Raw genomic sequence first — 19,321 nt, 5'->3', positions numbered from 1 at the left:
GAGAACTCCTCAATAAAAAATTGAATATTTTATCTTGTTATCGAGAATTAACTATAACTATATGATTATTATACTCTTTAACTTCTACAGGGAGAACATGTGGAAGTAAGTTTAAAAAGCTTTCGAGCTCTGATGCCAAAAAAGTACCCGAAATAACCAATTGCTCAGTTGATTGAGTGCTTAAGGTGTAACTCATCGCATGATGTCGTTTAAATTCCTCAAGTGCTTCGTTAAGTGGTGTATTGTCGAACACGAGTCGTCCTTGCTTAAACGCATCGACGAGATTGAGGTTTGGATCAAACTCAGCCTTGACAATGCCGTCACTGTCCACGACCGCCATTTGTCCTTTTGTCAGCGTTATTTGCTGATGTTGGCTTTGCACGTTTACACGGCCATGAGCCACCACAATGCGAACGCTATTGGGTTTTTTATCAACAGAAAAGCGGGTACCTAATACGGTAATTTTTGTGCTACCGGCGCTGATAACAAATGGTCGGCTTTTGTCACTGGCAACGTCAAACAATACGCGTCCACTGAGTAGCTTATTACGGCGCCGATTGCCATCAAAATCAATAGCGAGGGACGTTTTGGCATCTAAGGTCAGTAGAGAGTTATCGGGCAGTGAGATAGTGCGTAATTCGCCTCGAGGTGACTGATAGCTGGCGTGAAAGGTGTCTTTGTTTACTTGAAAGAACCACGTTTGATAACCAACGAAACTCAACGCAAAAAGTGCAAAGCATGCAGCAATGGCGAAGTACCGCTGAGTTGTCTTTGGTTTAAGTTTAGAGTGTGTAACTGGATTCTCTAATTGTGCAATGTCTTGCTCTGAAAATTGCGATAACAGTCGCTCAACCTGTTTACTTTCTTGATAGGCTGTTTGGTGCGCACGGCTTTCACCAAGCCAACGATTGAGCGCTTGCTGCTGCGCTTTACTGAGCCCTTGCCTTTCGAGTTCCAGCCAGTGGTTTACTTGCTGCTGTATTGATACATTATGACGGTCCATTGCGATTCTCTTATTGTTTTTGTAATGCGTTACGGCAAGCGAGCATGGCAGTTGCCAAGTGTTTTTCGACCATGCTGACAGATATCCCCATTTGCTCTGCTATTTGTGGCTGGCTTAAGTTTTTAAATTTATAGAGCACAAATGCTTGCTTGGTTTTTAGAGGTAAGGAGTCGATACTTCGATTAAGTAATGCCAGTTGTTGTTGACTTGCGAGCTTAGCCTCGGGCTCATAATAACTTGGCGCGACTAATTCGAAGTCGTCGGGCTCAGCAACGGTTTGATTTTTGCGATACTGATCAATCACAATGTTTTTCGCGGCTTTAAAAAATAGTGCGCGCTCTTGCGTGTTATCCTGCTTTGGATTGCTGTTTTTATAACTTAGTATTCGGGTATACGCCTCTTGGACTATATTTTGAGCCTTATCTTTGCACCCCACTGAACGAGCGATATAACTTAATACTTCTGAGTAATAACGTTCCAAAATACACCAGTTTGCTTTTCAAAAGTCGCGCATACTAGCATTAAAAATTGTTATTGAGAATCGTTTTCGTTTGCGTTTGTTGGCTTTTAACTGTTCGTTAATAGGTTTTATGTCTTTAGTGCTTTTACTTAATGTTTTATTGTAAGGTTATGAAAAAACTTAGCTTTATTTTAAATTGCTTTGGTTCCAAACACTAAGCGCAGTGCTTATTAAGGCGTAGGAGCGATACCTTTGATAATGCGCTGGCAGGCGCTGGGATCCATAAAATGGGGCACCGGATAATCCGGATGTGCTTCTTTTAGCGCCAGCTCTGCGAGTAGTGCAGCATCATCAGGAAGTACTTCGGCGAGCGTGGTTTGGATATGTAAATCAAGCAGTAAGCGCTCAATGTGCTCTAAAAGATCATCTGCTTGGCGCTCGATGGGATAGTCTAACGAGGTTAATCCACAGTATCTGGCGATGAGCGCGAGTTGCTGATTAATGCGCTCGCCATACCAGGTTAGCACGGGCATGAGTAACACCGCATTGGCAAGCCCGTGCGGCGTACCATATTGAGCGCTCAATTGGTGTGAAATTGCATGCACGTAGCCGACAGAGGTTCTGGTAAACGCTTGTCCTGCGTAATGGGAAGCGAGTAGTAGCTGTGTTCTTGCTTCTAAGTTTTGTGGGTCTTGTTGCGCTTTGGGTAGATATTCAAAGATGGCTCTACAGGCTTCAAGAGCACGTTCGCGGCTAAACTTAAGACAGTTAATGCTCAGTAGAGCCTCAATGGCGTGGGTTAGTGCATCAATTGCTGTTGTCGCGGTGATATGTGCGGGCATACTTGTGGTCAATTCCGGTAATAACACGGCATGGTGTGGCACTAAACAAAAATCAGTCGCGGCATATTTGGCGTGATTAGTAGGATCGTTAACGACGGCGGCAACGGTGGTTTCCGAGCCGGTTCCTGCTGTTGTTGGGATCGCGATATTCGGCGGTAGGCGTTTTAAGACTTTAAACAACCCTTTAAGTTTAGTCACCGGTTTGTTCGGCTTGACAGCCCGAGCACCGATCAGCTTGCCCGTGTCGAGTACCGAGCCACCGCCAAGCGCGATAATTGCTTTACACTGATGCTGTTGGTAGACCTTTAGACCATCTTCAACGTTTGTTATGGTTGGGTTGGGTAAAACATCTGCGTAATAATGCGTGACTAACTCTGACTCACGTAGTGTGTTTTCCACAACCTGATACAAGTTGAGTTTGAGCAGCACTTGATCGGTCACGACTAAGACGTTATCTCCACTTTTTAACCCCAGCGCTTTAATGGCGTCTAACAACCCCGTTTTTCCCTGATGTAATTTGGGGTTCGGGATCCCGATAAAAATAACAATGCACTTTAGGGCAAAGTGGTAAATACGGTAAAACCAACTCATTGCGATCCGTCTAATTTTGTTTTTGTATCATTTAAAAAATGTAGACGGATCATCACTGGATTGCTAGCAAATTTTCGGCTAATTTGTGGTGATTTGCTGTGAAACTGGCTTTTCTTCTTTAATTGGCACTTTGGGCTTGTCCATCTCAAATGCTTCTATCATGAGCAAAATATGGGCCGCGCTCCATGAAAAGTTCGGTGCACCTTGTTGCTCGCCGGTGAGTGGATTGTAGTTTTCGCGAATAGGCGCGTTTTGCAGCAGACCATCCGCATTTTGCATAAATCGCTGAAGCAAAGTGTTCGCTTCAGTTTCATAACCATAATAGCGTAGTCCCATCAAGCCAAAATACAATTGATCAAGCCAGACACGACCACGCCAATAGATGTTTGCGCCAAATGCAGGGTTGGTCTGGGATGCAGAGCCCAGAGGAATATAGGTGTTGAATTCACTGGGGCTGAGCATTACTTCAGAGACGCGTTTAGCATGATACGCTGTTGCTACCTGATTAAAGAGCGGAGCCCAGCCCTCCGGGCCGCGACCACGCTCAATGATTGGTTTCCCTGCACAGCCATTTGCAAGCGGAGATGGGGCAATGCGAATGTCGTAGTAGTATCCGCTGTTATCGTCGAACATGCAGCGGTTTATATAATCGGCGATTTGCTTTGCTTGTGCTGAAAAGGCTTTGGCTTCCTGTGGCTTAGCCAAGATATTGGCGATGGTACTCAAGTTTTTGGTGTCAGAATAAAAATAACTGGCACCGTCAACCGATTCTTGCATCAAAGAGTAGCCTAGCAGGTGGCCTTGGGCGTCCTTATTGCTAGCAAATTCGACTTGCCAGTCTTTAGCATCGCCACCTTGTTTCACATAGATCTCAAGCTGCTGTGGTGAGATAAAACCAAAGTTAGCAGCATCGTCTCTTCCAGACTCCCATGACGCTGCGGTCTGTGCGGGAATACTTATCTGTTTACCTTGTGTTTGCGCATCGCGATAGGCTTTTAGCCCAAAGCGGGCATGCTTTTGCTTTCCTTCATGTAGATAAAATAACAACTCACCCGCTTGATTATTATGGTGTTTATCTATGGTTGCACCAAATTCAGGAATACCATTTTGGTTGTGATCACGGTTGCGCAGCCACCAATCACGATAGGCGACAAGTTTAGGGTAAATTTGTGCAAGCCAAGCTTTGTCTTTGCTGGCATGGTAGGTATTCAACACCGCCCAAGCGGCCAGCGAGGGTTTTGAATTCCGTTCGCTCCAATTACCGCCATCGCCACCGCGTTCTGGTGGCAGGTTATAACCAATTAAATCGGGTAATAAGCCTTTATCTTGGGGTCGCACAGGATCGTTCGCTGCTATTTGATAGGAAAATACGGCATCAATGTTGGCCTTGGCTAAATCTGGTGCAAATAGTCTCAGTGCTGATGCTTGTTTCCAGCTGTCCCAAGGCCAAGTTAAATTGCCGGAAAACCAGCGAGCAGTGACCGAAGGCGATACGGTATCAAACGCGATTGCCCCTGCAGGAGATCGCCAGTTACCAATGAGGGTTTCAACGGCTTTTATCGCCAATGTTTGTTTATCTCGAGGTAAGGTTTGATAGCGTGCTAAATAGCCCGTCCAGCGAGCTTTAGAGCGTTGCCAATACGTAACTGGGGATGAGAGAATTTTGGCAACGGCCTTTGCTGTTTTTATGCGCTCTTGTTGATTGTGGACATAGCTTATTGCGGTATAAAACTGCAGATCACCAGAAGTTTGCGTCTCGCTATAATAACGGTTGTTTTCTACCACATTTTTGAAAGGGATTGTGCGGGTGATTGAGTACTCGTTGCTACCAGAGGTCAGAAGCGCCCACGGATCGCGAACACGACCAAAAGTGGTACTGATCCCACTTTCGCTGGCAACCATAGTTGGTGCGAGCTTAGGGTATTGTTGGTCCAGTGTTTGTTGATCATTAAGCTGGTGGAGTAATTTGCCGTCCAATTTTAAAGTAAGTCGTTGCTTTGTATGAATAGTGGTTTGAATAAGAGAAACACGCTCGCTAACAAAGCGTAAGCGGATCGTCACCGTCGCGAGCTCATGCCTAAGCGTTTGCACCAGCTCTCCGGGCAGGCTGTACTGTGCCGCATCAAATTGCAATTTGGTCTCACCATGAAAAATGTGTAGGCGCTCAATACGTTCAAATAAATACGTTAAATACTCTTCGGTGATAATCGCGTTACCCGTGAAACCACCATATTCCGCAGGGCTATCAGGAAGTAAGTGACCATGCCATGCGCCGTTATCAAAAAGTGGTGAATAGGGACTATGGCCAAACTTGTCTGCGGGCATCATTACCTGAGGGTGACCAAAGCGTGAAACCGCGTTGATGATTTTTGGGCTCGCGTACGTTTCGCATGCTACAAAGAGCACGAGTAATACCATTCCTGTGAGTACTTTCATTTTTATTTTTGAATAAAGTATACAATTTTTGAAATGCTATCACAGCGACGTACAAAGTTCAGTAGCAAACGATGAATTACTCGTCGATAGGGCAGCCGACGTCAACCTTTTTGCGTTGCATCTGTACTCGTTCAGCGGCGGCGCGTAGCCGATTTATATATTCTGGAGGGGCGCTGGGGTTGGCGGTTAAATAGAGGGTTTTACTTAACTCTGGAACTTCTAGCACTTTGTCCCATTGCTCCACTAAACCCATTCTAGTAGCCATTCTATCCACAAAATTTTCGGCACCAAAAATAAAGTCAATTCTACCTCTTTCAAGCAGCTCACCTGCTCGACTCAAACTAGTTACTGATAGCATGTTCTTATCGGCGACAAAGCCTTGTGCTTTTAAATAGTTTTCGGAGAGTTGATCAGCCGCAACAGCGACAACATGTTGTTTGATTTTCCATATTTCCCACTCTTGCTGATCGGCGATATCAGCACGCTTATAAAAGGCGACTTTTAGCTCACAAAGTGGCGCAATCCAGACATGGTTTGCTTCACGTTGCTCCGTTCTGGCGATCGAGTAGAGCAATGAATAAGGGGATTTTTTGGAGAAGGCTTTTGCGCGAGTCCAAGGCAACATATAAATTTGATAGCTTAGCTCTGCTTCCCACATAATGAGGCGTACGATGTCAGTGGCAAGCCCAGTAATGGTGCCGTTCTTTTGCTCTATCTGGTACGGAGGAAAATGCTCGGTATAGATATCTACTTTTGTCGGTGCTGCGGCTAAGGCACTAAATACACTAAATATCCCTATAACGCTCCCAATTATATACTGCATACCACATTCTCAAGATCGTTTTTAACAGTATAACTCATAATTTGTTATTGGTTTTGGTTAAATTAATGTACCCATTAAAATTCCATATTGGTGCTTTATTGGCAATTATTATATGGTTTTTTGGTGTCTTTTAAGAATTAAATAACGGCGTAAAATTGCTCTTGTTGTAGAGGAGTCGTTATGCGCTTAGTTTTATTCTTGCTTATGTTGTTTGTGTCTACTTACTCACATGCTAGTGAAGTTGCAGTTGATTATGTGATGGGAGAGGGGGATGTAAAAGGACTGCGGCTTGGGTATCGTCCCTTGCATTATAGTTTAGCGGATTATGGCTTTGGCGAAGGTGCCTATGTTTATTTTGAGTTGAGCACCAACTATTGGGAATACGGCAAACCAAAACGCTCAGACACGACGTTTGCTATTGCACTGTCACCTGTGCTTAGTGTTCCGCTGACCGAGTTTGCTGGAAAGCCGGTAAATTTTGAGTTTGGGATTGGCATGACCTACGTCAGTGATACTCGATTTGCGGGCAAAGACATTGGTGTTCACTATCAGTTTGAAGACCGCATTGGGCTTAGTGTTAATTTGAATCCCAGTACTAAAGTTGGGATCCGATATCTGCATTATTCTAATGCAGGTTTGAGCGACCACAACCCCGGTCTTGATTTTTTAAATGTGTTCTACGTTAAGCGGTTTTAACGCTTAATGTCATTGATTTAGTTTTATCTCCCTTTGTGATTTCAAGGATGAAATTTTTTCTTACTAAATAACGCTAAAATAACGTCATTTTTTCTTTATAGAGTTCCAGTTTCCAAGATAATAGAATGCAGTTAAACGCTTGACCTAAACTAAGGTTTAGGAATTAGGGTTCTGCGTAAATCAATAATAATCAAGGAACATCAATGGAGAATAGCTCTGCAATTGAGCGGTTAAAGCGCTTTACACCTTTAGTTTGGGTAATGCTTGTTGGTAACTTTTTCGTTCGCGCTAGTTACTACATGGTATGGCCTTTTTTGGCTGTTATTCTTTACGAAAATTATGGACTGAGTGCAACAGAGGTCGGTTTATTGCTGACGGTGTCAGCGACTTTTGCCGTATTTTTGGGGTTTTATACGGGGAATCTCGCTGATCGCTTTGGTCGCACCAAAATGCTCTACACGGCAGTGTTTGTTGGTGTGATTTCTTTTTCACTGTTGGCTGTGGCTGAGTCGTTGTGGTTGTTTGCAACCTCAGTGTTTTTAGCTTGTCTACCTAGGACGCTTTGGGATGCGCCTAGTAAAGCGTTACTTACTGAAGAACTTGCCGACGCAAAAGACAGAGAGCTTGCACTGCATTTACTCTATTTTCTCGTGAATGTGGGAGCGGCTTTAGGACCATTGTACGGGCTATGGGCGGGGCTTAATGGTGAGCAGTTTAGCTTTATCTATACTGGTATTTCGTATATTGGTTTGTTGCTCGCGCTGCTTTACTTTAGACCTAAACTGAGTGAAGCGCAGACTTTCGCTTTGCAGTCTGCCGCTCAGTCGGTACCGAAGTTCGCAAAATGGCTGGGGATCTTACGAAAAGATAAAGTCTTTTTAATTGTGCTCATCGCTACAACTTTAGTGTATTTGGTTTATGCGCAATGTGACTCTAGCCTAGTGCAGTATTTGACGCGTGCAGAGGTCCCCGATCTGGCTTGGCTAATTTCTAGCTTAATCATCGCTAATTCTAGTGTGATCATCGTTTGTCAGTTTCCATTACTACATCTGATGCGTAATTGGCGTATTGAAAATAGACTCTATGCGGGTGGCGTGATATTGATCATTTCACAAGTCATGATGGCCTTGAATGATGTGCAAAATATCTGGGGGTGGATTGCAGCCATGATGGTGTTGAGTCTGAGCGAAGCAATTATGTTTACTAACATCAATGTCTATATTGACAGGTTGGCACCAGATAACCTGAAAGCTAGCTATTTTGGTGCTGCTGGCTTGTGTTCATTAGGATATGCATTAGCACCCATTTTAGGCGGACTTATATTAGATTTTTACTCCGGCATGATGCTGTTTATCATCATGACCTTAGTATCTATCACCGCGCTTGGGTTTTATCGCATTGCTGAGCTGAAGCCTAAGACGACGGCTGAAGCGATATAGCTTAGCTAACTCGGTGACCTAAAAAGGGTCACCGTTTAATTATCCGAAGCAAAGGTTAGTTACTTTACTTACCCGCCATTTTTTGCAAGTAACCCAGACGTTGACGCTCGGCAGCCGAGGGCTGATATGGGCGCTTCTCCAGTGCGTCAAAGTAGAAATCAGTGATGTGGTATTCGGTTATTTTGCTATCACCAAACTGCGCAAGCTCTCCGGGCATTGGCGACATTCTCTCAATCACAAATGTCTTTAACGTGAACTGGGATGGGCCTGATTTAGCTGAAAAAGGAGCAAGCACTGACTGATGTGCTTTTAAGTTGAATACCTGTTTCCCTTCGCTTAACTTTTGTTTTTCAACCAAATGACTGATTGGTGTGTCATCGGGAGTAAATAGGTTTGCACGGATACGATAAGTACCACTTTGCTTTACTTCAAGCTGCAATGGAATTATCAAGTCTGCTTGCTCGGGATAAGGTTTAGCAATGGCGAGCAGTGTGGCGCTGGGTTGGTAATAGCGGATACTTGCCGTTAATGCAACAGCCTTAGCCGAGTTTGGCTTAGCACGCACGACGACATTCAGCTCTTGAGGCCATGTTGTCTCGCCATCGACTGCACCAAGCCAAATACCATCAGACTCTTTGAGGCGGGTGGTGGATAAGGTTTGCTGTGATGTAGGGTCAAGTATCGTTGCGGTTGCATTAGAAAATTGACTACCAGATAAACTTATCTCGATAGTAGCGGGGTGCACAAAGCGATATTGATTCAGCGACAAAGACACCTGTTCGTTATTTTCTTCAATTGGCATTTCGACGGCATAAAAATGATTTGGATTGAGCCTATCAAAATCACCTTTGCCAAGGGGCTGTGAATAAGGAGGTAGAGAAATACTATACTCATAATGTGCCGCAGCTGTTTGCGCAGCTTGTGCCAGTGGTAGTGATTCAACCAGTGATTGTTTTTGTGTTATCGCAGTTTTAGGTGTAGTGGGTTGCGTTGTTGGTGGTGTCAAAATAGCTGTGGTGACTTGTGGTGCTGGTAACTCAGGTGAGGGTAGAGCTTCGCGCTGCAAGGCAAAATAGCCTGCAGTGATACAGATCACAATAAGAATGACACTAATCAACAAAAATTTTTTCATAGCAATACTCGGTTAATATAAGGAACTGCATGGAGCAGTTCCTTGGGTATCGAAATTAGCAAAATAACCGTTAAGTTACAGTGAGTTTAGTATTAACTGTGAAAAACTTTGTGAGTTAGACTCGCTTACATAACGGTAAGTTTTTTTCCAAAACCAGCTACCCGTTGTTTCTTCATAGGTGTTGTAGCTAATCGTTTTATAACCCGCGTTAAACTGAGTACGAGCCGCTGTTACTTTGCCTTGGTATCCAGCATCTGGCAGGTTACCGTGGCTATATTCCGCGCTCATTAGTAATGGGTAGTGGTATGGCATAAAGCTAGTTACTGCATCATCTTGAGAGGCTAGCTGACCGTTGATAGCAACGCTTGTACTACAACTACCAAAGTCACCTTTTGTCGATGCACCACAAGAAGAGTGTGTTGATACAACACCATCATCATTACCTGGTAAGAAACCTGAAGTGAGGCCGTAGTAGTCGCTTGCATCAGCGACGAAACGTAGGCGAGGTGCGTTGTCACTTGGGTACTGAGCAACTTGTCGCGCGTTATTTACTTTTAAATCCCACATGATACCAAACTCTTCAGGCATGCTACCAAGCCAAGCCTCAACAGCTTGGCGAGTTAGTTCACCAACTACACCACCAGAAGTCGCAGCGTTGATAGCAGTGTCTGCGAGTTCGCTTCCGCCGCCCGCACCTGCAAGGTCAAAAGTAGCAACGATATTAAGTGGTTGAAGGCCCGCATTTTCAAGCCAAGTTGCTTGATTATCTAAGATATAGCGCGCAACCAAATCACCCGTTGAGTGGGTAACAAAGACGCAGCCAGGATTACAAGTGCCATTTTCTGCAAATGCTTTTAGCTTTGGCCAAATATAATCTGTTGCGATTTTGCCTTGCAAGCGTTCATAAGAAGGCCAATCAATACGTTCATCAGCGTGGTTTATCCAAAAAGATGACCAATATTCTTCACCCTCAAGCTCGACATTGGTACTGTTAGGGCGGTTAAGTTGGTCCGCTTGAAAGCCATGAATTAGAATTGTTTTATATTCAGCGGCCTGCGCGGGAGTTGCAAGTGCAGCGCCTGTTAATAACGCAGAAAGTGCAGCAGTGTATACAAAGTTAGTTTTCATTGTCTAAGTCCTTTAAAGCGCCAAGTGCCACATCTATGGTCGGCCTACAATAAAATTCTCCCACTTTGCTTAATCATCAATTAGGGAAACTATAGGCATCACACAACTACTTTCACTACTACTGAAACGCATCTTTGTTAGTATATTATGTGGCGTGAGAAACTATTCCCACGCCGGTCTAAAAAGCTAAAATCACGCCATTTCAGGGTTGTTATGGAGTTCAGATAGCAGGTTCAGGGTTTTCTCGCTGCGGTTTACAAATGGGTTAGTCTCATCCCATACATAGCCCGCAAGCACAGAAGTGATTTGGCTCTTAATTTTTTCAGGCTTGTTGTCTGAGAAAAATAGGCGGCGCAAACGTCCGTCGTACCAGCCTTCAATGTAGGTGCGCATGACAGCAATACCTTTAAGCATATGCGCCTCATAATCTTGCTGCCAATCTGCTTCCTCGCCATTTAACTGAGCGACTATGAGATCAGCGGCGCGCGCGCCTGATTCAATCGCAAACATAACACCGGCTGAAAATACAGGGTCAATAAATTCACTGGCGTTACCGGTTAGCACAAAGTTTTTGCCGAACAGTTGTTTAATACCTTTTGAGTAGCCTTTAATTTCCTTTGGCTCCATACACAGTGCCATTCCTTCCAACATTGCTGATGCATGTTGATCGCGAGCAAGGTAGGTTAGAAAGCGTGTTTTAGCATCGCCCTGGGCACTTTCCAAATACTCAGGGTTACCAACAAAACCGACTGAAACACGACCGTCAGAGAAAGGTATTAGCCAAACCCATACATCCTCTTCGTGAACCAGAATCGTTACTTTATTGTTTTCAGCCCCAGTCTCTATGCCATCAGCAGGTTTAAATTGCGCGAACAAAGTTGCGCGAGTTGGCGCCGATGAAGGTTCATTTAAATCAAGCAGGTTTGCGAGTACTCGGCCATAGCCGCTTGAGTCAACAACGAATTTGGCTTGAATTTCCTGCACATCACCGGCCTCATTGACTACCTTAATAATAGGCTCTTCTAGATCCATGTTGGCATCGACTACTGAAGTGCCAAATTCGATAGGTGCACCCATTTTTTGCACTTCTTCAGCCAATACATTGTCAAAGTCATCTCTTGGAACTTGCCATGTCCATGTCCAGCCATCGGTGTAATTTTTAGAGAAATCGAAAAACTCTTGGAAGTCATCTTGTTTAAAATTAGCACCGATTTTCTTTTGGTAATTGCGTGCAACTAACGCATCCATAAATCCAGCATCTTCCAAATGCTGCATACTTTGTGGTAGAAGACTTTCACCGATGACATAGCGCGGAAAGTGGCTACGTTCAACGATCTTCACGGTTAATCCTGCTTGAATTAGCTTTGCAGCGGTCATTGTCCCAGCAGGTCCAGCGCCGATAATAAGTACATCTACATTTTCCTTAGCCATTTTGTAATTCCTTAATCATATATTGTGAGAAAATGTGGCAATTAATTAATCCTAGAGTGAAGAGGGGAGCTCCCTTTAATGCCTCACTCTAGAAAATCTAATTTAACATTATATTAACGAATAAAATGTTAAAGAGTGTTCATAATTTCTGACATTTTTATTAAGTCTTCCGGTGTTTTTACCCAACTGTTGTGCGACCCTTTCATGGTGAACACTTGAACCTGACTGGGTTGCATTGCTTCTTCGATAAGATTTTGATTCTTATCAAGGTATCGGTTGATTATATGACTGGAAAGTTGCAACTCTAGGCTATCCGACTGAGCCACTTCAACCGCACAACCAGCACTAAATAGCGTCACCTTTGCGGTGCTAGAAAATGCTGGATCATTTTGGTAGTGATAATTAATTCTATCGGGCTCAAGATGACTGAGCTCTGGGTGTAGAGCAAAAACTTCATCATGCATCGCGGCATAGTCAAAACAAGGGTCGACGAACACCAAGTGTTCGACTGTGTCCCCCTCATTTTGCAGCAGTTTGGCAACCTCAAGTGCCAGCGTTGCGCCAAAACTCCAACCAAAAATCCGATAAGGACCACTAGGCTTTAGCTTTTTAAGATGAATAGCATACTGCAACGCCAATGTTTGGAACTGATAATAGTCATAGGCGAGCGAGCCCTTTGGTTTTTCCTGTGCGGCATAGATGTTATTGAAGCAATAACAAGGCGCGGAAATCTTGGGAGCAATGGATTGCAAGTAACTCTCAGCACCACCGCCACCCGGAGGGAAGAAAAACCATTCAATAGGAGCATCGGCTTCATTCACCAATACGCCGATCTCAATATCGCTTAGGGTTTTTATGCCTTGGGGACTTGCGGCTGTAATCGAATGTGAAACGACGGCTCGAAGGGCAGCATCGAACTGCTCTATGAATGCGGTGGTTTGCGTCTCATCTAACTGACTTGCAATGCTCACTTGCAGTTTCATTTGACGCACTTCGGCATTAACGATGAGTGCCATTTCATCCTGATTATCCTTGCTGCTGGCATCGCCTGAGTGTGCATTTAGCATTCGTATGCCCTGATCTTGTGCATCATTGTTGCTATCAAGTTGTCCCAAATAATTAAAGCTAACTTTAGGTAATTGATTGAAGGAAAATTCCCCACGTCTGACCAACTCGCTGAAGCCTAGCCCTTTATCTGGAATGGCACGAAGCGTTTCTTTGCTTTGAATAATCAGCGTCGATAAATCCGTGTCATTTTTCAGGGCAACCGGAAACATACTAGTAAACCAGCCTAGTGTTCTTGAGGTATCAATATGGTCACTCAGATGTTCTCGGCCGTGGCCTTCTAACGTGAGATGGCAATAGTTTGTAGCAAAGGTATTGCACCAAGCCCGAGTAAACGCACTCATTAAGAGATCATTGATTTCTGTGTTAAACCCAGCAGGAGCAAGGCGTAGCAATTGCTCAGTAAGCTGAGTATCAAATTGATGCGTAAGACGCTGTTGTGATTTACCGTAAGGTACGTTTTGTTGTGTGCTTAGCACATTTTGCCAATACGGTATTTGTTGTTCAAAAGGATGCAGGGCCACAACGTCTGACCATTGGCGATAACTGCTGGTTTTGTCGCTTAAGATGTCGCCTTGCAGCAAGCGACTTAAGTCTTCGACCAAAATACGCCACGAAACACCATCAATAACAAGGTGATGAACGATAAGTACAAGCCTAGTTAGCGGTGTATCATCGCTGAGTAAAACCGGTTGCCACAAAGCACCTGAACCGAGTTCAAAACGGGCGTGTATTTTAGTCAACGCCAGAGCGGTTTGCTGCTCATCAAGCCCCGAGGTGTCCAAATGGATAAGCTTTGGTGTTGGACAAGCAGCAACGCTTTGATATTGGGATTGCCAAGTCTCGGTTTTGCTAAACTGAGCGCGCAACATGTCATGTTGTTGATGCAGCTGCGCAAGTGCACGCTCCAAAGTATCCAGCGCGGTATTGTGCGGAAGTGCGAGCATGACCGACTGATTAAAATGCGCTTTATGACGGTAATGGGAGTTGAGGAACCATTGCTGGATAGGTAATAACTTGATTTCTCCGCTGAGCTCACCTTGTTCAGCCTCGATTTCTACCTGTTCATTATTTGCCAAAAATGCACAAAGCGCTTCTAGGGTTGGATACGTAAATATGTCTTTGGTCGACAGCGAATAGCCAGCACGTTTGAGAGCCGACATAAGCTGAATGCTCATAATTGAGTCACCACCAATATGGAAGAAGTTATCTTCCAAGCCAATCTGCTTAATCCCCAATACAGCACACCAGATTTTAGCGATATGCTTTTGCTGTTCTGTGTTTGGAGCATGGTGAGTCTCAGTTTGGCTAAAATCGGGCTGTGGCAGTGCTCGGGCATCAATCTTGCCATTAACCGTAACCGGTAGGGCGTCTAATGTGAGGTAGGCACTTGGCAGCATATAACTCGGTAGCATGTGAGAGAGTGTTTGCTTGAGCTTTGCCTCATCTAGTGACTCAGTATTTGCCATGACCAAGTAGGCCACGATACGTTTAACCCCATCTTGTTCATTCACGTTTACAAACGCAGTATGAATTTGCGCTTGTTGCTTAATTGCAGTTTCAATCTCGCCAAGTTCGATGCGGTAACCACGAATTTTCACCTGAAAATCATTACGACCAACATACTCTAATAAGCCATCTTCACGCCATTTAACCAAATCTCCCGTTTTATACATTTTGTTCCAACCGCTTGCGAGGTATCTATCCGATGCGAATGGATTAACTAAGAATGCTTGTTCGGTTAAATCTGAACGGTGTAAATAGCGTCTTGCCATACCCGCGCCGCCAATATAAAGCTCTCCTGCCACGCCCGGTGGAAGTATTTTGCCAGCAGGTGACAACACGTAAGCAGATTTATTGGCAATAGCGCGGCCAATAGGTGCTCCGTGATTTACAGAGTTGAGTAAGCAGCAAGTCGCATAAACGGTGGTCTCTGTTGGGCCATAGGCGTGGTAAAGCATCAGCTCTGGCGCTTGGTGCTTTACTCGCTCAACCATAGCTAAGTCGACCGCCTCTCCACCAAAATTAATCTGTTTAAGTCCGGCGTGTAAGAAGAAGTCTTCGCTAGCTAAACGATTAAATAGCGCAGTGGTTACAAAGCACGTATCAATCTGCTGTGCTTGGCAGTACTCAATCAGTCGTTCTGGATCAAGTTGAGTCTGTTTATCTATCAGGTGTAGCGCTGCGCCGTTACTGAGTGTGACAAAGCAGTCAAAAATAAACGCGTCGAAGCTAATACTCGATAAGCTAAGTACCTTGTTCAGTTGTGTGGGGTCGATAAAATGGTCGTCCGTGGCATAGTTTAATAGTGCCTCATGGTTGATTTCTACGCCTTTGGGGTTGCCTGTGGTGCCAGAGGTATAGATAATATAAGCCAAATCAGACGGGCTCACCGATACCGCTTGGTCTAAGTTTGTTTCCTCCATTGGTGCATCGCTGAGTACACGTGTCAGTGAGGCAAGTGTTGTACTCTCAACTCTATCCATTAATCCCGATTGGGTGACCACGATTTTCGCACCACAGTCCTTGGCAATATATTCAATCCTTGAGTCAGGAAATTCCGGTGATACAGGAACATAACCACCGCCTGCTTTAAGAATAGCGAGGATCGCAACGATAGAATCCAACTGTTTTTCATGCAGCAATAAGACTGGGAAATCACCTTGATACTCGTTGCCGTAAACCTCAGCCTTAATCACCAATAATTGTTGGGCAAGCAGGCAAGCCTGGCGGTTGAGTGCTTGATAGCTTAGTGCTTCATCTTGCCAGACCACAGCGGTTGCATCTGGGAATACGGCGACTTTTTCACTAAATAAGTCGTTGAAGTTCTCAAAGCCACATAACTGGCGCTCGGTTTCATTCCACTCGTTGAGAATACGGGCCTTTTCCACTGTATTGGCAATTTCAATGTGTTGATGAGGTAAGTGAGTATTGTCAGCGACTTGCTTGAGGATAAGTAGCAGTTGAGATTGCAGTTGTACGGCACGTGCTGGCGAAAGCAAACTGGCGTCGTACATCAGCTCGAGTTGCAGCTCTCCTTGCTCCTTTGCTATCAATGCAAGTGGGTATTCAACTTGCTCTGGTGCTGCGTCAAACTGCCAGCGAGCTTGTTGTGCCTCTGCTTGTTCATTTTCAAGGCTTGGGTAGTTTTCGAAAACGACTAGGCTTTGGAATAGCCGATTACCACCTTGTTGCAGTGACGCGAGTGATACATTCGCATGGCTATTTAAGTCCAAAATGGCAGTTTGGATCTTCTCGAGTTGTTGCGCGATGGTAGCATCTGTAGGCCAATCAAGATAAAGCGGTAGCGTATTGATGTAAGCTCCAACACTTTGCTCTATGCCGTCAATTGGTAAGTCACGACCTGCGATAGTTGTACCTACTAAAGTAAATTCGTCGCGAGTATAGATTTGGATAAGCTTATGCCAGGCAAATTGTACCGCAGCATTGAGCGTGACAGAATGTTGCTGACACGCTTGCTGCAACTTACTTAACGCCTCGTTTGGTAGAGCAAAATGCAGCGTCTGCGGGTCATGATTATGACGGAGCGTTTCTAAATCTGTTGAGTGACTAAACAGGGTGTTAAGATCGTTTGCCTGTGATAAATCAGCGACATGATATTGCCAAAATGCTTTGGTGGCGGCCTGATTATCTCTTAGGTAAGCATGGGCATCTAAATAGGCGTTATCCACCGGTAAAACAGGTTCTCGACCTTGTAGTAATTGCGTATAGTTCTGGTGAACGGTCTGCATAACTAACGGGCCACTCCAACCATCACAAATGCTGTGATGCTCTGTTTTTATTAGGTGATAATGCGCTTCACCGCGTTTTACCAAATGCAGTGTAAATAACCCTGGTCTTGCAAAATTAAATGGCTGATTTAGCACTTGGTTTGCAAGCTTTTCTATGTGTGCTTGTTGTTCTGCTTTTGAGTATTGACTGATATCAATCACGCTAAAGTTATCTGCATCAACACAGGTGTGATCCACGATAAGTTGCAGCATGGTTTCTTCAACATCAAAAGCACAGCGCAGCGCTGGATATTGCAGCGAGGTTAGTTGCCACGCACGACAGTAAAGCGCAGTGTCAATTTTATCAAAATACTGCATCTGTGACTGCACGCGATAGGCGGTATCTTCTGGGCTATTAAGCTGGTGGAAGATAAAACCTTGCTGCAAGTTTGTTGCGGGATAAACCGCGGCTAGGTCGTAACGTGTGCGCAGTGCATCTAAGTGGGCGAAGCTGACGCCTGTCAGGTTATAGTCGCTCGGCGTTTGTTTGGCGCCAAGCGCTTTGGTATGCAATGCCGTGTCCAGCACCGCTTGTAGACTGGCAGTGAACTGACTTTGGAATAGGGCAAATTCGGTTTCAGACAATGCTGTGGTGCAATTTAAGACAAGCTGACCATGAATAATAGCCGCGTTGATATCAAGAACGTAATGCCCATTATTTTCGCTCGCGACTGGTTGACCTGTAATGGCTTCGGTCAAGTAAAAGTCGCCATGAGGTTGCTGCGTTTTAGTGCCACCGATTTGGCCTAAATAGTTGAATGCAACGGTTGGTAAAGTCCCCGTCACTTGTTTGGAAAAATAGAATTGACCAAAACCAACGCCATTGTCTGGCAATTTACGCAGCTGCTCTTTGGCATTGACAATAGCGCTTTCGAGACTAGAACCCGCATGGAGTGCTAGTGGATATAATGACGTAAACCAGCCCACGGTGCGTGAATGATCTATATCTTCGGCGATGTGTTCACGACCATGACCTTCAAGCGCAATAACCTGATCATTACTACCAGTGATATGAGCGAGAGTTAGGGACAGTGCGGCGACGACAAGGTCTCGAGGCTCTGTGTGGTAGCCTTGATTAGCGTCAAACAGCAGCGTTTGTGTAAATGCAGAGTCAAGTCTAATCACTTGGTTTGTCGGTGTGTTCTTCGCTGTTAAGTGTGTTTGACAAGTATCAAGTACTTCTTGCCAGTAATCGATTTGTTCGGCTTGAACATGTGCGTATTGGGTTAAGGTCTCAACCCATTGACGATAGCTTGAGGTTTTTTGCGCCAATTTTTTGCCTTGATAAAGGCTATTTAAGTCCTCAATTAGGATCCGCCAAGAGACAAAGTCAATGATCAGGTGGTGGAAGGCCAGTACCAATACATCTTGGCTTTGGCGTTTGACACGAATTGGCTGCCATAAAGGGCCTGAATTTAACTCAAACTGTGACTGCAAGCGAGTTAATTGCTTGGCAAGCTCGTCGTCACTAAGTGTGTCTGCATCAAGTTTAACTAGAGGTGCCATGGTATTATTTTGTTGGTACTGCTGGGTAATGTGCGCCGTCTTTTGATTGAAAACAAGGCGTAGCACATCATGTTGCTCAGCAAGCTCGGACAATAGCTCAACTAATCTCTCATCACTGATTGCGCTTGGCATTACAGTGGCAAAAGTTTGGGCAAAGTGTGCGGGGTTAGCAAACTGATTTGCGAAGAACCACTGCTGGATAGGCAGCAGATCGAACTCGCCTTCAAGCTGGCCTTGTTCGGTTTTTATCGTAACCTTCTTGTCGCCATTCGCACTGATAAGCTTTGCCAGCCGCGCGGGAGTTGGGGCGGCAAATATCTCTTTAACTTGTACCGTTAATCCTGCTTCTCTTAAGCGTGAAACCAGCTGAATACTGACAATTGAATCGCCGCCGATTTGGAAGAAGTTATCCTCAATCCCCACTTGCTCAAGGCCAAGTACCTGTTGCCAAATCTCACAAAGCTGGGTCTCTAAAGCATTGCGTGGTGCTACATAAAGGTTGTCGGCTTGAAGCTCTGGCGCGGGGAGTGCCTTGCGGTCAAGCTTACCATTACCCGTAAGTGGAATATGTTCAATTAGAGTAAAGTGACTGGGCACCATGTATTCAGGTAAAGCAGCACTTAGGGCGAGCTTTAATTCGGTAATTTCAAGGTTAGGCTCTGCGATAAGATAAGCGGCCAGCGCTTTGCCTTGTGGTGCAGGCACATCAATCACTACCGCGTTTTGTACGCCTTGCTGGTCGACAATAGCAGCGGCAATCTCGCCTAGTTCGACACGATAACCACGAATTTTCACCTGCTCATCGTTGCGACCAAGGTACACCAAGTCGCCGTTGTCTAGGAAACGGGCAAGGTCACCGGTTTTGTACAGCTTGCTATGGGCGGGGTCGTGACTAAACGGGTTATCAATAAAGCGCTCAGCATTGAGTTCAGGGCGGTTTAAGTAACCACGGGCAACCCCAAGGCCTGAAATATATAA

The 19,321-nt window shown here is 44.9% G+C and carries 11 protein-coding genes; 2 read left to right on the top strand and 9 right to left on the bottom strand.

What is annotated here, in order from left to right; all coding sequences use genetic code 11:
• Nucleotides 1-37: 37 nt before the first annotated feature.
• From EXT47_RS11595 to EXT47_RS11575, 5 genes are all read right to left on the bottom strand, one after another.
• On the bottom strand, nt 38-1,003 hold the full coding sequence (locus tag EXT47_RS11595) for a FecR domain-containing protein (RefSeq protein WP_130126627.1): 966 nt from the start codon (nt 1,001-1,003) through the stop codon (nt 38-40).
• Nucleotides 1,004-1,013: 10 nt separating this feature from the next.
• Complete coding sequence (locus EXT47_RS11590) at nt 1,014-1,484, bottom strand: sigma-70 family RNA polymerase sigma factor (RefSeq protein ID WP_039491173.1); 471 nt, start codon at nt 1,482-1,484, stop codon at nt 1,014-1,016.
• A 209-nt stretch (nt 1,485-1,693) separates the two neighbouring features.
• Nucleotides 1,694-2,896, bottom strand: coding sequence for an iron-containing alcohol dehydrogenase (locus tag EXT47_RS11585; RefSeq protein WP_130126626.1), 1,203 nt, complete (start codon nt 2,894-2,896; stop codon nt 1,694-1,696).
• Between the two features lie 78 nt (nt 2,897-2,974).
• Complete coding sequence (gene ygjK, locus EXT47_RS11580) at nt 2,975-5,332, bottom strand: alpha-glucosidase (RefSeq protein WP_240701609.1); 2,358 nt, start codon at nt 5,330-5,332, stop codon at nt 2,975-2,977.
• 76 nt (nt 5,333-5,408) lie between these two features.
• The gene (locus EXT47_RS11575) at nt 5,409-6,155 is read right to left on the bottom strand and encodes an ABC transporter substrate-binding protein (RefSeq protein WP_130126625.1); all 747 of its coding nucleotides are present in this window, start codon (nt 6,153-6,155) and stop codon (nt 5,409-5,411) included.
• 180 nt (nt 6,156-6,335) lie between these two features.
• On the opposite strand from EXT47_RS11575, the gene EXT47_RS11570 reads away from it, so the two are divergent.
• Nucleotides 6,336-6,851: an acyloxyacyl hydrolase gene (locus EXT47_RS11570; protein ID WP_045961557.1), complete on the top strand. Its 516-nt coding sequence runs from the start codon at nt 6,336-6,338 to the stop codon at nt 6,849-6,851.
• 203 nt (nt 6,852-7,054) lie between these two features.
• The gene (locus tag EXT47_RS11565; RefSeq protein WP_069022654.1) at nt 7,055-8,290 is read left to right on the top strand and encodes an MFS transporter; all 1,236 of its coding nucleotides are present in this window, start codon (nt 7,055-7,057) and stop codon (nt 8,288-8,290) included.
• Nucleotides 8,291-8,354: 64 nt separating this feature from the next.
• On the opposite strand, the gene EXT47_RS11560 is transcribed toward EXT47_RS11565, so the two are convergent.
• From EXT47_RS11560 to EXT47_RS11545, 4 genes are all read right to left on the bottom strand, one after another.
• Nucleotides 8,355-9,422, bottom strand: coding sequence for a hypothetical protein (locus EXT47_RS11560; protein WP_130126624.1), 1,068 nt, complete (start codon nt 9,420-9,422; stop codon nt 8,355-8,357).
• 75 nt (nt 9,423-9,497) lie between these two features.
• Nucleotides 9,498-10,550 (bottom strand): hypothetical protein, encoded by a 1,053-nt coding sequence (locus EXT47_RS11555; protein WP_010604068.1) that lies wholly within the window; start codon nt 10,548-10,550, stop codon nt 9,498-9,500.
• A 192-nt stretch (nt 10,551-10,742) separates the two neighbouring features.
• Nucleotides 10,743-11,981, bottom strand: coding sequence for an NAD(P)/FAD-dependent oxidoreductase (locus EXT47_RS11550; protein WP_045988380.1), 1,239 nt, complete (start codon nt 11,979-11,981; stop codon nt 10,743-10,745).
• A 128-nt stretch (nt 11,982-12,109) separates the two neighbouring features.
• A partial coding sequence (locus EXT47_RS11545; RefSeq protein WP_130126623.1) for a non-ribosomal peptide synthetase occupies nt 12,110-19,321 on the bottom strand: 7,212 nt, incomplete at its 5' end.

It is taken from the genome of Pseudoalteromonas sp. CO342X (assembly GCF_004208915.1).
In the GTDB taxonomy this organism is placed as follows: domain Bacteria; phylum Pseudomonadota; class Gammaproteobacteria; order Enterobacterales; family Alteromonadaceae; genus Pseudoalteromonas; species Pseudoalteromonas maricaloris.
The sequence above is the reverse complement of the archived record's forward strand: the minus strand, read 5'-3'. Positions and strand labels throughout refer to the sequence as shown.

Bases quoted from the DNA above. Each gene is read 5' to 3' on its own strand.
- EXT47_RS11560 (WP_130126624.1), bottom strand. From the start codon at position 9,422: ATGAAAAAATTTTTGTTGATTAGTGTCATTCTTATTGTGATCTGTATC.
- ygjK (WP_240701609.1), bottom strand. From the start codon at position 5,332: ATGAAAGTACTCACAGGAATGGTATTACTCGTGCTCTTTGTAGCATGC.
- EXT47_RS11555 (WP_010604068.1), bottom strand. From the start codon at position 10,550: ATGAAAACTAACTTTGTATACACTGCTGCACTTTCTGCGTTATTAACA.
- EXT47_RS11550 (WP_045988380.1), bottom strand. From the start codon at position 11,981: ATGGCTAAGGAAAATGTAGATGTACTTATTATCGGCGCTGGACCTGCT.
- EXT47_RS11575 (WP_130126625.1), bottom strand. From the start codon at position 6,155: ATGCAGTATATAATTGGGAGCGTTATAGGGATATTTAGTGTATTTAGT.
- EXT47_RS11565 (WP_069022654.1), top strand. From the start codon at position 7,055: ATGGAGAATAGCTCTGCAATTGAGCGGTTAAAGCGCTTTACACCTTTA.
- EXT47_RS11595 (WP_130126627.1), bottom strand. From the start codon at position 1,003: ATGGACCGTCATAATGTATCAATACAGCAGCAAGTAAACCACTGGCTG.
- EXT47_RS11570 (WP_045961557.1), top strand. From the start codon at position 6,336: ATGCGCTTAGTTTTATTCTTGCTTATGTTGTTTGTGTCTACTTACTCA.
- EXT47_RS11585 (WP_130126626.1), bottom strand. From the start codon at position 2,896: ATGAGTTGGTTTTACCGTATTTACCACTTTGCCCTAAAGTGCATTGTT.